We start from the raw sequence: 14,754 nt of genomic DNA on the forward strand, positions 1-14,754 counted from the left end.
CATACTTCTGTACTTTATCTTCTAATTTTTCAATATTAATAAATAACTGTTCTCTATTCGAAATCATAAAAAATCCAATAAAAAAAAACAGCCTTAAAGCTGTTTATTTCTTCTTTCTTTTTCAATAATCATTTGTAAATCTGCTATATTACCTCTTAGCTCTGATTTTAATAATGCTGAAACCTCGCTCCAGTCTATACGGTCATATTCATGTACACCCATATTTCGATAACCTTTAATAGCTCGCCATGGAATATAGTTATACCGTTCCTGTAACTCCTCAGAAATACGACCAACCGCAAGCATCTCCCCCATTTGTTCTAAGCTCTTAGAAATACCCTTTTGATATAGACTATCATTAAATAAACGTTCTTCTGAGTTATCAATTTGACTAAAAAATTCAAGAGCTTCCTCTGCATGATATACCATTTGTTCTAAATAGTATAAATCACGGTTATGCTGCATAAATTTCTTCTCTCTCCTGTTCAATATTTTCTAAGATTTCATCTGTGCCTGGTACTTTTTTATTCATTACAAAAGCCTGTAATGAAACTAAGTCTACTTTCTTGCCCAAACTATCTTCTAGTTCATCAAGCAACATGTACTTAGTTGTTAGTGACATTGAATTATCAAATTTCACATACAATAAATCAATATCACTATCTTCTCTTGCTTCACCTCTTGCATAAGAGCCAAATAAATAAACTTCTTTCAAATTATATTTTTTCGCAATAGGTGCTACTTTTTTTGTAATTTCTTCAATAGTTAAAATCATGTTGTCTCCTTTCAGAAGTATCTCTTTCTACTCTTAGTATATCACAAAGTAGAACAGGTACAGAGGGATTTGAACCCCCACAGCAAGTTTTGGAGACTTGCGGACTAGCCATTATCTTATGTACCCATAAAAAACCTATATCTCTTTTCTTAGGTAGTCATTATCACACCAACAAGGAAATACAAGTTTTTAATATCATTCACAATAAAAAACCTTGATAATCAAGGCTTTTCTTTTTTAAATATGTTTCTTTTCAAATTCATTAAAAATGAATACTACAAAAGTATTCATAAACTAACAGACCTTTATTATTCTTAAGAAATGAATAGTAAAAAATCTGTTAGGTGGATTAATACCCGTTTCAGAGCATTAATCCCCGCCTTGCCTATCATCACGACAGTCAATCACTTAAGAGTCTATTCCAAGAATTTTAGAGGAATAAATGGCGGTAGGATCTGGACAGCGACTGCGATAACCCCTTAGCTGTGAGTGGGTACAGTATCAGTTTTAAAAGTGAAAATTACGTTTTCCTTGAAATAATACCCTTTGTATTACCTGTTAGATAGAAGCAAGTGTTACTCTCAGCATACTTAACTTCCCGATATTTTCCTGACTTTCAAGCGTACAACTTATACACTCCCATAATCGCCACACTTAAGGGCTTTCTGGGTGACTGTCTACATTTCTTTCTCCTATAACAATTTACGCTCTGCTAAGCGTGCTGTAAGTAGCAACCCTTTATAAGCATTTGTCGCCATTGGCTTTTCTCCTTCAAAATTGTTATAATAATAGTGTCTAGTTATTAAATAACAATTTTGCAAGAAGCTCCACTCACTGGGGCTATTTGCTTATTTTTTGTGTATATTTTTCTATACACACCTATTGTATATTATTCTATACATTTTGTCAACGATAAACTTAATTTTTTATAAATTGTTTTAAAGGAGGATTTCAATGTTTTATGAACGTCTACAATTATTGGCTTCAGAAGCCAATAAATCTATAAATCAAATTGAACGAGAACTAAATTACCCAAGAAATGCTCTCAATGCTTATAAACAAGGAACCATTCCTTCAGCAAAGCGTACTGCAGAAATCGCTAAATATTTTAATGTTACTACTGATTATCTACTCGGCAATACCACTTCTCGCGAGTATGATTCTGAACGTCTTGATAAAAGCATTGAAAACTCAAAAAGTTTTGATGGAAGCCCCCTAGATGATGATGATAAAGAAATTATCCATAACTTAATAAAGGATTATCTCGAGAGTAAAGGAAAGTAATTTTTTGATACATAGAGTATGGCGATTTTGTAAAGACGAAAATGTTACCCTTCTTTATGACTATACAGGAACTTTAAAATCTAAAGGAAAATATATCCATGATAACGGAAATGATTATATTATTGTTCAAGCAGGGCTACCTGAATTAGAAGAATTAAAAGTAATCTTACATGAATTGGAACATGTTAGACATGGCGATATAGGATTTTATAATTCTTTACAAATACTTAAAGTAGAAGCTTCAGCAAATAAAGATGGTATATCAAACTTAATATCTTTACTAGCAACTGAAGAAATACCCCAGCCTAATTATTTAAAAATTGCAGAGTACCTAGGAGTTGATCCTGAGTATTATAAGCCAACAATTTGTGAAGCTTTGCAAAAATATCAAACAGAATACTAAAATAGATATAATAAAAAGAGTAGAAACTAATCTACTCTTTTTTTAACCGTTTAATGAATATAAAGCTACTTAATATTATTAAGAATCCAATTAAAGCTGTTCTAACCGTCTCTCTTTCACCTGTTTTAGGCAGTGATTTTTTATTCTCAATAGGTCGTATGGTGCCATTTGAATTTCTTAAATCTGTTGGATTTGTTGGGTCCGTTGGATCCGTTGGGTCCGTTGGGTCCGTTGGGTCCGTTGGGTCCGTTGGGTCCGTTGGGTCCGTTGGATCCGTTGGATCCGTTGGGTCCGTTGGGTCCGTTGGGTCCGTTGGGTCCGTTGGGTCCGTTGGGTCCGTTGGGTCCGTTGGGTCCGTTACCTTATTAAAAATTGTCACCGTTTTATCTTCCGCATAGTGACCAGTTTCAGTTTCATACTCTAAAATATAAAAAACAGTTGTTTTTATTTTAGGAAGAGAATAACCTTCTGGTGTACTTATTTGAGTAAACTCATAATATCCCGGACTCAGATTTTCTACAATAATTTTCCCATTTTCATCTGTGGTTAAACCTTCATAAAGCACACTAACAGGAAGTGGGACAAGCTTTCTTAAAGTAAAAGTTGCACCTTTAATGGGGGTTCCACTCTCCACATCGTTTAATTGTAAAGTAGCTGAAGCTAATGGTTTATCGTCAGATAGGCTGTTGTTTTGCGATATACTGTCATCCCTTACTTCAAGATTACTATTTGCTAAAGCAGAAGTATTTAGGCAAAGAGCACCTCCAAGAATAAGCAGTGATATAATGAGTTTTTTAATATAATTGTTCATTACTCTAATGTACATTATTTAACACCTTAAAAGGCACTTTAAACCGTAATTAGTAATACCCTTTTTGTGTATTTATTTTAAGATAATTAAATAAAATATAATATTTCAAAATTTATATAAAACACAAAAAACAACTCCTAACCTATTAAAAGCTGTTTTTTATGTTTTACAAATCATCTGAAAATCGTCTTAACTTTGAATGATAAACTATAACAATCAATACTACAAAGCTAAGTATTCCCCAAAGACCTGTAATTATGGTGCTCTTATCACCTGTCTCAGGTAATTTTCCTTTTTTTATTACTGTAGTTTTTTCTTCTAAATTATTCTCTTCATTCTCCTCTGGTATTACACTCTCATTAGGAGTTAAACTTCCTGTTACTTGAACAGTTGAATAATCATCTCTATCAGCTTTTACTGTTGTTGGAAATACACTAAGAGTAGAAATAACTAACGCTAGAAGAATTATTTCTATCTTTCTCAAAATTCACCTTATTTCAATTTATTCTGTTTCAGATGCTTCTTCAACTGTTTGACCATCCATACGTAATGCAGTAAACTTCAAGTTTAATTTGGATTCAACATAGTTATTACCATTTGACAAAGCATCTTTATCTACTGTTCCTGTAAATTCAAAGTTTGTTGTGCTATCAGCTTTGTTTTCGTTACCAAAGACACCCTCATTATTTGCAAGGCGTACAAATTCAGTATCGATTATATAATCTTGTACTGATGCAGAACCCGTAACTAGGTTCACAGTTTCATTTCCTTGGTATCCAGCGGAACGTTTGATATTTAATTCTGTTAATGCAGAGACGCCATCTCCACCAGTAATATTGTATGATACAACATCGACTTTCACAGGACGACCTGACTCATTTTTAATTTCATAGTTTTTCGGTGATGTAATTGTTTCTTGGTCTTCTGATTCAAAAACAACTGCTGTTGGTAAAGTTACCTTAATCCAACGTTCGTCCCCTTCTGGAAGTGGTGTTTCTGGATCTGTAGGATCAATATCACCTAAATTCCCACGTGTGATGATGTCAGCACTTGTTTCTCCATCTTTTCCAGAAATAGTTTGATTATCCCCTTCAGCCGCAAAAACTTGACTTGACATCCCCAATGTTACCATTCCAACCAAAACGCTAGCTACTACTTTTTTATCCATCATTATTCTTTTCCTCTTTTTTTCTTTTTATTTTCTTGGCGTTATTTTTTAAGGCTTTTTTCATAAAAGTAGCCTTTGATACTTTATGAATAACATCACTTCTCCTAACTTTTCACTTCCACTTCTATTTCTGCCGCCGTTTGTCCTTTATACTTTTCCGTTTTTGGGTCAAAAATAGAGACCTCAGCGGTACATTTATAGTTTCCTTTTTTTAAATTTTTTACTAGCTTTCCTTCTGTTATTTCATAACCAGGTTGTATTGCCCCTGATTCATAGATAATGTCCCCACTCTCATCCTCAATGATTTGAACGGCTATAGGATAAGCATTTTCAACTTCATTTTTAATATAAAGATTTCCTGTAGCCTTCCCATTTTCAAAGGTAGCTTCTGGATAGATACTTAGTGTGAACTTTGAATTATCTACTTCTTCCTCTTGTAGCTTTCTGCGTTCTTTGCTTGTCATTTTCTTAGCATCTTTCGCATCAGGTAAATAAGAACCTGCTACAATTTCTGTGGGTGATTTATGAAAATACTTATAGCCCAATCCTCCACCTATAACCAGAAGCACTAGAAGGAGTATAATCCACCATTTTTTCTTTTTAATTTTTTCTTTGATAATCATTCCCCTTTAATTTTTAACTTTAGCCTGTGCTTTAAACTTTAGATTCGTCTTATATTCTACCTTATGTCTTTCGCTTAAATCTCCAAAATAAGTTCCTGTCAATGCCAGAGTCGTTGTTTTACCACTTTGTATATTTCCAAGTTCTTGTTCACTTACTTTTTCATTCAAACTAGAAAGTGCTGTCTCCCCTCCTATCAAGAGATTAAGACGTACGCTATTATCTTTACCACTTGGATCTGGAGTAGCCTCATCCAATAATTGAATATCAGAATTGACTTTTTCAAAAGTCGCAAGCGTCATTTGAAGATCAACATCATTCGAATTGTTTTTAATATCATAATTTTTAGAAGTAATATTTTTAGAATGTTCCTCTGTTCCAAAGACAATCTCCGTAGGAATTGTAACATTTATAAATTTGTCTGCTTTTTCATAAACATAATAATATGTCGCTTCTACTGTTGTAGAAGGAGGGGGATCTCCATGTATGGAAGTCCCTGATTCTGGTTGTTCTTCTGTCCAACCTTTATAGATATAAAGAGTGTCATTTACTTCTTCATATTTTTCAGGTTGTGGTGTAAAAATTTTCCCGTCTACTTCAGTTACAACTGGGGCTTTGAGAAACTCCCCTTCTGTATCATAATAGTATTCTGTGATAAAGCTTCTTTTTTGCCACACATAAGTATCCGCATCCCTCACCCCACTATAATGCTTCGTAAGTTCATCAGATGTCCAAATATTATTTCCATTGGGTTTATCCACAGTACCTGAAGCAACATTTCTCCATTTCCCATTGTATTCATCAGAAATTGGAACCTCTGGTAAAGTTACACCACTTTTAAAATAGAAAGATTCTCCAAGTACTAATTGAGAAAGCTGGTCATCACCATCAAACATAGACGACATAGTTACTGATGTTAATTTCCTTGTAGTAAAGCTTGATAAATTTAAAAATTTTAAAGATGTCATCCCCTTAAACATTCCGTACATATTCGTTGCTTTTAAAGTATTAAACGATGATAAATCTAGATTAATTAAAGAAGTCATTCCACGAAACATCCCATCAAACGCTATTACTTCTTCCGTGTTAAAATTCGATACGTTTAACGTAGTAATCGAAGTCATGTCATTAAACATGTAATTCATTCCTTTAACTTTAGATGTATCAAATGTACTCAAATCCAGTTCTCTTAATGAGGATGCTCCAGAAAACATAGCCAACATATTAGTTACTTTGGAAGTATTAAAATTGCTCAAATCTAGCTCCTCCAAAGAAGACATCCCTTGAAACACTGATTCCATGCTATTTACTTCAGATGTATCTACATTTGTGAAATTAGAAATAGTTTTAACATTTTTTAGATCGTTAAATAAAAATGACGAATCTTGATTTAATATTACTTTCCCCTCAAAAACAATTGAGGTGATTTTTTCTTTCCATAAACGCCAAGGCGAATCTATGTGATTAATACTTTTAGCAAATGTTCCCTCTCCAATATGTAGGCAACCTGAGTTATCTATTACCCATTCAGATGTCCCGAATTTACCTGATGCGATATTTTTTGTTTGTATTTCATTTTTTTGAGAAGAAGATGTCTGGATTGATACATCTTGTAATAATTGCAATTCGGAATTGTCCTCTTGTTGCATATTTTCATCATTATCTAGAGCACTTACTAACGGCATAAAAAACAGAAAAGTAAAGGTTATAATAAATAATGTACAGAAAAATCTTACCATTCTTTGAAATTTATTTTTTTGTTTCATTATCTTTTCCCCTTTTTATATTTTCTTGAAATAATAGTATATTTTCTTCAATTCTATAAAAAATAGGAATTGAAGTTTTTTTAATAGGATTCCTCATAGTATATATCTTATAATTTTCAGGACTTAAATTACGTTAGAAAAGAGGATTATCCTTAACTTTTTTTATGTACGTTTTATATAAATGTGGAAATGTAAGAATAAATAAAAAAAGACTGGTTATGCCTTTTTTATATTTTCTTGCTACTAAGTGCTTGAAGATAGTTTTCTATGTTATCAAACTCTCTTTGTGTAGGAAATAGATGTATGATAAAATTTTTAACACTGTCACTTATGTGCTTATAGTTACTGAAGGTATTGGTTGAAATAATAAAATCTATATCCTTATCTGCGTTTTCAATCTTTGTGATTAATTCTAAATTATACAAATCTGAAAAACGGTTTCTCAGTCGATTTATCAAAAATTGTTCTGATGTTTTAGAAGCATCAGTATCAACTAAAATTGTTATTTTTTTTTCTTTATATACAATTGGAATAAACTCTGAAAAAGCAAGTAGATACTCAGTTAATAAATATTTATCATTTAGAAATAGACTTAACTCACTTTCAATATACAAAGAAGCAATTATACCTTCAATCGTTTTTTTCATCATAGGTACATATCGAGATACAATGTTTAATCCATAATATTCTGATTCTGAAAAAATAAGGTTCGAAAATAAATCTGCATATATATGACAAGGATAGATATTTTTATAAAATAGATCTGATTGTTCGACAGTTAGCTCTTTAAAATGCTCATTGTATTTCTTCAATAATATCTGTATTCCTACATCGGCAGGAGTATTTTTAAGTAATAAAGATGATTCACCCATACTTTCCACTAGTTTTTCATAAATATCTCTTTGTGTAATTAATTCTAGTATAAAAAAGGTAGTCTCATCTTTCGAAAAATTATAATTCTCTGTAAGAATGTCATATATTTGTGTTTTTGAACCTATCCAGTGACAAAGCTGACTATATTTTTTTATATTTTGGGTTACTTTTATAGCATTACCTCGCTTAAACCTACTATAGTTAATTGCGAAAATATATGCCAGCTTATTGCATGTAATTTCCTTTATGTCTAAATTTAAGTTTTCTGAAAACTTGTATATTATATCTTTAATCAAGAATTTTTTTATTTGATAAAAAGGCCATTCTTCACCACGATATAATCTCCATAATAAAGTTTGTAACATAACCCTTATTTGATTTTCTTCCCCAATAAATTGGCACTCTTTTTTTCTAGTTACAATTTTAACCCCCCAAATTGCTAAAAATTTATTAGCTTGAGATATTTTATTTTTTATTAAAGACTCACTCACAAAGTTATCTAATGAAAGTTTCGTTACATTTGAGTTCTCATATAAAATAATAGAGAAAATTATTTTATATGTAATCGTATTCTCAATAATACTACGACGAAATCTTCTATATTCTTTATTACTCTTTACTACAAGTAAGTTACCACGCCCCCTTACTGTTTTTAGTACTAAATCCCTGGAATTAAGAGTTTTTATTTTATGAGTAAGATGAGTAATTAAACTACCAGTTTTTTTTGTGTTTATTTTAAGAAGGCTTGCAAGTTCTTCTGTACTTCTCCACTCCCCTTCTTGTTGCAAATGATCTAAAAGTTGTAATTCTAGACTAACATTTTTTTCTAACGCTTTAATTTCCATTTGATACCCTTTCAAAAGATTTAATATCTATTTTTAAAATAGGATTATTGACTAGCTTATTTTATTATTCAGTTTTTATTATATACCTTAATACAAAAATAGTATATCATACGAATACGTTGCTTTATAATATTATATAATCTACTATTTTTAATCAAATATCTATAGAAATAAGTCCTAATTCATTGGCAATGTATAATATAATTTGTTAGAATAAGTTTAATTTAACAACCCTTTATACGCAATAAAGTATTATTTTATTTCTAAAATTAAGTAGAAAAATTTCACAATATAGAGAGTAGAAAATAAATGAGTAAAGTACGTTTAGAGGCATTTACAGATGCTGTAATTGCCATTATCATGACAATTTTAGTTTTAGAATTAACTCGTCCCACTTCAGATACATGGAATGCTTTAAAAGAAATACTACCACATCTAGCAGTATATTTTATAAGCTTTATAATACTAGCCATCTACTGGGTTAATCATCATCATCTATTACAAAGTATCCAAAAAATTGATAGTAAAGTATTATGGATAAATATATTTTTCATTTTCATATTATCTTTAGTACCTATATTTTCTAATTGGGTTTCTCTTTATCCCAATTCTTTTATTCCTGAGTTATGCTATGTTCTTCTATTTTCTTTTGCGAATTTAATTTATTATTTTTTAACAAAATACCTTTTAAAAATAAACAAAAGAATACGAAGTGACAATGCAACATTAAAAAAGAACATCGTTAGTGTTATTTTAAATATTATTAGCATTGCTTTAGGTTACTTCATTGCCCCTATCATTATGTTGATTGGTTCTGTTATTGTTTTTTCATTATGGGTAGTTCCCGATAAAAAAGTAGAAGAAATATTTAGATAAAAACTAGTTTCTATATTCTAACTATACAGTTCAATTATCAAAGTTTTTTACTAGTAGTAAAAAAAATAATATATGTAAAATTTACACATCGATTAGGTCATGAAAGTATCTTGCTAATACAATATTTAAGATTTTTTATTGTAATGCAATAAGCGAAAACAGAAGAATAAGTCTTTATAAAACATAAAAAAATCTAGTATTATACTAAGGTTTTTTAATATCTTTTGCTATTACTTCTACTTTAATTTACATAATAAAAAATTGCTATATATATCACTGCACAGCAATTCTTTATTATATAAATTTATATACACACTATTTTACTTTCTTGGTTAGTTTTTTGGTTAGTTTTAGATTTACTATTTCAAAGACCCTTATCTACTAGAATAATTCTTCTTTTTCAGATAAAGGTCTATATTAACAGAAAATAGTAACCTTATCTCACATTAAAAGTCTCAATAGGAAATAATAAATTAAAAAGCCCCCCAGAATCCAGGGACTTACCTATAAGAACAGATACTTATTATATCATAAAAGATTATTATTAAAACTACCGACTAGCGCAATAGTTGATTGAATTCACAAAGTAAAAAGTCGTTAGAAACTCCTAACAACTTTTGATTTTATATAACTTCATTCAACCTCAGAAATACTTCTCACCACAAATGAATGAAGTTCATCTTCGGTTTTTAAAAATCCATAATTTTCGGATACATGCTTAATTGCTTCATCCATATTATTAAATTCTTTTATAATGTTATATCCGTTATTCTCACCTGTAAAATTGGGTAATGATTTTTCTTCAAATGAAGAAGAGATTTAAACTTGAATTTCATTTTAAAGTCCTCCATCTACACTTAAAATTTTTCTTTATCTTTAAAGTATTTGTTTTTCATTTTAAGTGCAACATTAACCAAAGCAATCATAACTGGAACTTCCACGAGAGGACCAATTACAGCAGCAAAAGCTTTGCCTGAATTAATCCCAAACACACCAACAGCTACAGCAATCGCAAGCTCAAAGTTATTGCTTCCTGCTGTAAAGGAAAGAGATGTTGCTACTGGATAGCTTGCTCCCATTTTCTTAGACATAAAGAAAGATATAAAGAACATCAAGAAAAAGTATAAAAGAAGGGGAGTAGCAATTCTTACTACATCAAGTGGTAATTCTACTACTTTATCTCCTTTTACTGCAAACATAATGATAATTGTAAATAAAAGAGCAATCAATGTAAGACGACTTACTTTGGGAATAAATTTTTCTTCAAACCATGTTTTACCCTTAAGTTTTATCAATCCAAAGTGGGAAATAATTCCTGCAATGAAAGGAATCCCTAGGTAAATAAACACTGAAGTTGCTATTTCACCAATTGTGATATGTACGGCATAATCTCCTAATCCCAACCATTTTGGCAGCAAAGTGACAAAGAAATATGCAAAGATAGAATAAAAGAATACTTGGAAAAGAGAGTTGAAAGCTACAAGCCCTGCCGTATACTCGCTATCTCCATGTGCTAAGTCTGTCCAAACAAGAACCATAGCAATACAACGAGCAAGTCCTATCATAATTAAACCAACCATGTAGCTAGGATAACCTTGTAAAAATACAATTGCAAGGACAAACATCAATACTGGACCAATAATCCAGTTTTGAATAAGAGAAAGTAAAAGTACTTTCCAGTCTTTAAATACTTTCCCCATTTCTCCATATTTCACTTTTGCCAATGGAGGATACATCATGAGAATTAAACCGATAGCAATAGGTATAGATGTAGTACCGATTGATAAGTCGTTAATTGTTGTTGCAACGCTCGGTACAAAATAGCCCAAAGCTACACCAACAGCCATCGCTACAAAAATCCATAATGTGAGATAACGATCTAAGAATGAGAGCTTCTTAGTTACTTGATTCATTTTTTACTTTTCTCCTAATTTTGTTGTTTCTTTGCCAACTCTTGATAATTCTTATTTCCACCTGATAAGTTATAAACTTCTTTAAACCCTTCATTTCTCAATACGTTCTGAGAAGCGTTGCCTGTCACTCCTTTATTACAATAAACAATTGTTTTCTTATTTTTATCAAGTGATGAAGCCTTTTCTCGGAGCTCTGCTAATGGTATGTTAATAGCATTAGGTACATGATTTTTTTCAAAAATTTTTGGAGCTCGAGTATCAATAATTGTAATATTTTCATTGTTTTTTTGAAGTTCCATTAAGTCATCCGGAGTAATAAGTGGAGCTGTTGTGAGTGCATTGGTTAATGCCATACCTGTATATGCTACTGGGTCTTTTGTAGTAGAAAATGGTGGTGCATAAGCTAAGTCCATGTGGAATAAATCTTCTGCAGTAACTCCTAAAGTTATTGTTGAAGCAAAAACATCAATTCTTTTATCAACTCCTTGAGGACCAATAATTTGTACACCCAAAATACGATGAGTGAGCTTATCAGCCACTGCCTTAATAACCATTTCTTTACCGTGCATATAGTCTGGTTTATCTGGCTTAATATTAAAGAGTACTGCAACTTCATAACCTTCAGCTAAGGCTTCTTTTTCTGTTAATCCAGTTTGAGCAATTGTTAAATCAAAGAAACGCAAAATACCAGTTCCTAAAATACCTTGAAAACGAAGTGGGCCGCCTGTCATAGCGTCTCCAGCAACTCTACCCATCTTATTTGCGGTAGAAGCTAAAGGACGATAGGTAGGCTTTCCGGTAATAATGTGGAAGCTCTCAGCTGCATCACCCACTGCGTATACATCAGGTATATTTGTTTGAAGTGTATTATCTGTAGCAATAGCCCCTGTTTCTCCAATTTTTACTCCAATGGACTGAGCCAGAGATACATTAGGTTGGACACCAGTTGCTAATATATACATATCTGCAGATAGTTTTGTTCCCTTGCTAGTGATTGCTTCATCAAGTTGAGTTTCACCAATCAAGGTTTGTATTGTTTCTTCAGAGCGGAAATCAATACCTTGTTTTATCATTTCGTCTTCAATACGAATAGACATATCCCAGTCTAAATGTGACATAGGATGTTTACCACGTTGAAGAATTGTAACTTCAATTCCACGTTCCTTTAGTTGTTCAGCAACTTCAAGACCTATATATCCTGCCCCTACAACTGCAGCAGTCATGGGCTTTTTGTTTTCTATAAAGGACTTGATTTCTTTTCCGCTATTAATGTTTCTAACTTGAAAAACGTTTTCGAAATGTTTACCTGCAAATACATTAGGGGTACGATACGTTGCCCCTGTAGCAAAAACTAAAATATCATAGTTATCTTCAAATACTTCTCCAGATAATAGATTTTTAACTGTTAGTGTTTTTGTAGAGTGATTAATACTTAATACTTCATGTGAGGTGTGTATATCAACGTTATAACGTTTTTTAAACCACTTTGCATCACGTGGTGTTAACTCTTCAAAATCTGCTATTTCTCCACCAATTGCATATGGAATCCCACATACAGCATATGAAATATCAGTATCTTTATCATAAAGAGTTATCTCTGCACTTTCTGTGTTTCGACGTGCTTTAGCAGCTACACTAGTTCCAGAAGCGACTGATCCAATAATAATTATTTTCATAAAAATATTCCATTTCCCTATTTTTCAAAGTCTGGTTGCCATTTTTCAACAGCATATTTATTATCAGAAAGCTTAGCAACCTTTTCAATCCATTCGATTTCATTTGAAGCTCTAGCTTTCAAAACAGCATTCGTGGTATGAGTCGCGACCATACTTTGGTTAACTAACCACCAAGTATGAGCAATATTTGCTCTATCTAAATCATCAGCAAGTCTCATAGATTCATAAACAGGAGTTGTCTCAGGCAATGTGACCATAAGAACTTCTGTTTCATCAGGATTTTGTAAACGAGGGAGCAGTTTCTGAATTGCTTCGGGAACTTCACCGCTTGTTCTTTCCACTTCTTTAGCATAACTCTGAGTAGATTCTAAAAGTAGTAATGTATGACCTGTCGGTGCGGTATCGATAACAACAATTTCATCATCAGCTTTTTCTACAATTTCTGCAAAAGCACGGAATACAGCGATTTCTTGTGTACAAGGTGATTCTAAATCTTCTTTGACATAATCAAAATCATCCCCTGACATAGTTTCTCGTGCTTTAGCTAATACTTCTTCTTTGTATTCTCGAAGCTCTTTCTCTTCATCAATATGACTAAGAGATAAGCCTGAGGTATCACCTAAATAAAAATTAAGATGGTCTGCAGGGTCTGTCGTTGCTAGATGAACTTTTTTTCCACGTTCTTTCAATGCTTGTGCTATTTTAATTGCAATTGTTGTTTTACCAACTCCACCTTTACCCATTGTAAAAATTATTTTCTTATCCGTCTTAACAAAATCATTAATAATATCGGATATATCTGGATAATCTATAGAGTTTGAATTTGTTAATGCAATCTCTGGCTGTTTTTCAGATAGAAGTACGCGTATTTTATCTAAACCAGTGACATTATATGGTCGTAATGGTATATAAAGCAGTTCGTAGTCTTTTAATTCTTGAGGTAGGTTATCCAAATCATTTCTTTGTTGATTATAAATAATTTCTGAAATTTCATCGTCTGCACTATCTAACAAACCATTGATGATTAATTTTTGATTATGGATACCTAAATCAGAGAGTTCTTTTGAAGCTCTACTTGCCTCTTGAATTGCTGCTTTTTGTGGACGAGTGACAAGCATTAAGGAAGTTAAAGTACCGTCAGATAATGTTTTCACAGCCTGTTCATAGCTATCTTTTTTATCACCTAGACCAGAAAGTTGACCTAAGCAAGAAACTCCTGTATCATTTTCATCTAAATAATTAGACCACGCAGAAGGTAAGGCAAGCATCCTTAAAGTGTGACCTGTTGGAGCTGTATCAAAAACAACATAGTCGTACTCGCTCTCAACTGACTTATCAGTTAGAAATCCTGCAAACTCATTGAATGCAGCAATTTCTACTGTACAAGAGCCAGATAATTGTTCTTCCATATTTTCAACTGCAGAATCTGGAAGAACTCCTCTATAAGGACCTACAATACTTTCTTTATAATCGTTGGCAGCTGTGACAGGGTCAAAATTAGCAACTTTTAAATTTGGAATTTGATCAATTACTTTTGGTTTATTTGTTAATTCTGTTTGAAAAACATCTTGAAGATTTGAAGCAGGATCAGTACTTACAAGAATTACTTTTTTTCCTGAATCTGCGAGATTAGCGGCTGTTGCACATGCAGAAGTTGTTTTACCAACTCCACCTTTACCAGTAAAAAAGAGATATTTTGTTAAACCTATATTTTTTGGATTATATAACTTCATTTATTCCTCC

At 31.9% G+C, this 14,754-nt stretch carries 14 protein-coding genes, 1 tRNA gene and 1 pseudogene; 3 read left to right on the forward strand and 13 right to left on the reverse strand.

Annotated features, from left to right (window positions below):
• Positions 1-93: 93 nt before the first annotated feature.
• The 3 genes from J0J35_RS06160 to J0J35_RS06170 all read right to left on the reverse strand — a co-directional run bounded on the left by J0J35_RS06160 (position 94) and on the right by J0J35_RS06170 (position 901).
• The gene (locus J0J35_RS06160; RefSeq protein ID WP_206916198.1) at positions 94-465 is read right to left on the reverse strand and encodes a DUF86 domain-containing protein; all 372 of its coding nucleotides are present in this window, start codon (positions 463-465) and stop codon (positions 94-96) included.
• A complete protein-coding gene (locus J0J35_RS06165) occupies positions 455-775 on the reverse strand; it encodes a nucleotidyltransferase family protein (protein WP_017370970.1) in 321 nt (106 codons plus the stop codon). The genes J0J35_RS06160 and J0J35_RS06165 overlap by 11 nt, the downstream gene beginning before the upstream one ends.
• Positions 776-829: 54 nt before the next feature.
• Positions 830-901, reverse strand: a tRNA-Trp gene (locus J0J35_RS06170).
• A gap of 828 nt (positions 902-1,729) precedes the next feature.
• Here J0J35_RS06170 and J0J35_RS06175 point away from each other — a divergent pair.
• Complete coding sequence (locus J0J35_RS06175) at positions 1,730-2,059, forward strand: helix-turn-helix transcriptional regulator (RefSeq protein WP_206916203.1); 330 nt, start codon at positions 1,730-1,732, stop codon at positions 2,057-2,059.
• Between the two features lie 4 nt (positions 2,060-2,063).
• Positions 2,064-2,462 carry a hypothetical protein gene (locus tag J0J35_RS06180; protein WP_206916206.1) on the forward strand — a complete coding sequence of 133 codons (399 nt, stop codon included), beginning with the start codon at positions 2,064-2,066 and terminating at the stop codon, positions 2,460-2,462.
• Positions 2,463-2,493: 31 nt separating this feature from the next.
• Here J0J35_RS06180 and J0J35_RS06185 read toward each other — a convergent pair whose 3' ends face one another.
• The 6 genes from J0J35_RS06185 to J0J35_RS06210 all read right to left on the reverse strand — a co-directional run bounded on the left by J0J35_RS06185 (position 2,494) and on the right by J0J35_RS06210 (position 8,546).
• Entirely contained in the window at positions 2,494-3,273 is a 780-nt protein-coding gene (locus J0J35_RS06185; RefSeq protein ID WP_206916208.1) for a SpaA isopeptide-forming pilin-related protein, read from the reverse strand.
• Positions 3,274-3,439: 166 nt separating this feature from the next.
• The gene (locus J0J35_RS06190; protein ID WP_019336225.1) at positions 3,440-3,757 is read right to left on the reverse strand and encodes an LPXTG cell wall anchor domain-containing protein; all 318 of its coding nucleotides are present in this window, start codon (positions 3,755-3,757) and stop codon (positions 3,440-3,442) included.
• 18 nt (positions 3,758-3,775) lie between these two features.
• Entirely contained in the window at positions 3,776-4,444 is a 669-nt protein-coding gene (locus J0J35_RS06195) for a hypothetical protein (RefSeq protein WP_206916210.1), read from the reverse strand.
• A gap of 101 nt (positions 4,445-4,545) precedes the next feature.
• Positions 4,546-5,064: a hypothetical protein gene (locus J0J35_RS06200; RefSeq protein ID WP_206916211.1), complete on the reverse strand. Its 519-nt coding sequence runs from the start codon at positions 5,062-5,064 to the stop codon at positions 4,546-4,548.
• A 6-nt stretch (positions 5,065-5,070) separates the two neighbouring features.
• Positions 5,071-6,828, reverse strand: coding sequence for a BspA family leucine-rich repeat surface protein (locus J0J35_RS06205; RefSeq protein ID WP_206916213.1), 1,758 nt, complete (start codon positions 6,826-6,828; stop codon positions 5,071-5,073).
• A 227-nt stretch (positions 6,829-7,055) separates the two neighbouring features.
• Entirely contained in the window at positions 7,056-8,546 is a 1,491-nt protein-coding gene (locus J0J35_RS06210) for a helix-turn-helix domain-containing protein (RefSeq protein ID WP_206916215.1), read from the reverse strand.
• Between the two features lie 309 nt (positions 8,547-8,855).
• Here J0J35_RS06210 and J0J35_RS06215 point away from each other — a divergent pair, with 309 nt between their 5' ends.
• Positions 8,856-9,422: a TMEM175 family protein gene (locus tag J0J35_RS06215; protein WP_019299605.1), complete on the forward strand. Its 567-nt coding sequence runs from the start codon at positions 8,856-8,858 to the stop codon at positions 9,420-9,422.
• Positions 9,423-10,055: 633 nt separating this feature from the next.
• Here the strand turns inward: J0J35_RS06215 and J0J35_RS11640 are convergent.
• The 4 genes and pseudogenes from J0J35_RS11640 to arsA all read right to left on the reverse strand — a co-directional run bounded on the left by J0J35_RS11640 (position 10,056) and on the right by arsA (position 14,744).
• Positions 10,056-10,258: pseudogene (locus J0J35_RS11640) on the reverse strand (hypothetical protein).
• Between the two features lie 21 nt (positions 10,259-10,279).
• The gene (gene arsB, locus J0J35_RS06220; protein WP_206916216.1) at positions 10,280-11,335 is read right to left on the reverse strand and encodes an ACR3 family arsenite efflux transporter; all 1,056 of its coding nucleotides are present in this window, start codon (positions 11,333-11,335) and stop codon (positions 10,280-10,282) included.
• A 14-nt stretch (positions 11,336-11,349) separates the two neighbouring features.
• Positions 11,350-13,011, reverse strand: a complete 1,662-nt coding sequence (locus J0J35_RS06225) for an FAD-dependent oxidoreductase (protein ID WP_206916218.1) — start codon at positions 13,009-13,011, stop codon at positions 11,350-11,352.
• Between the two features lie 17 nt (positions 13,012-13,028).
• Entirely contained in the window at positions 13,029-14,744 is a 1,716-nt protein-coding gene (gene arsA, locus J0J35_RS06230; protein ID WP_206887785.1) for an arsenical pump-driving ATPase, read from the reverse strand.
• Between the last annotated feature and the right edge of the window lie 10 nt (positions 14,745-14,754).

This window comes from Lactococcus sp. LG606 (genome assembly GCF_017309645.1).
Taxonomy (GTDB): domain Bacteria; phylum Bacillota; class Bacilli; order Lactobacillales; family Streptococcaceae; genus Lactococcus; species Lactococcus petauri.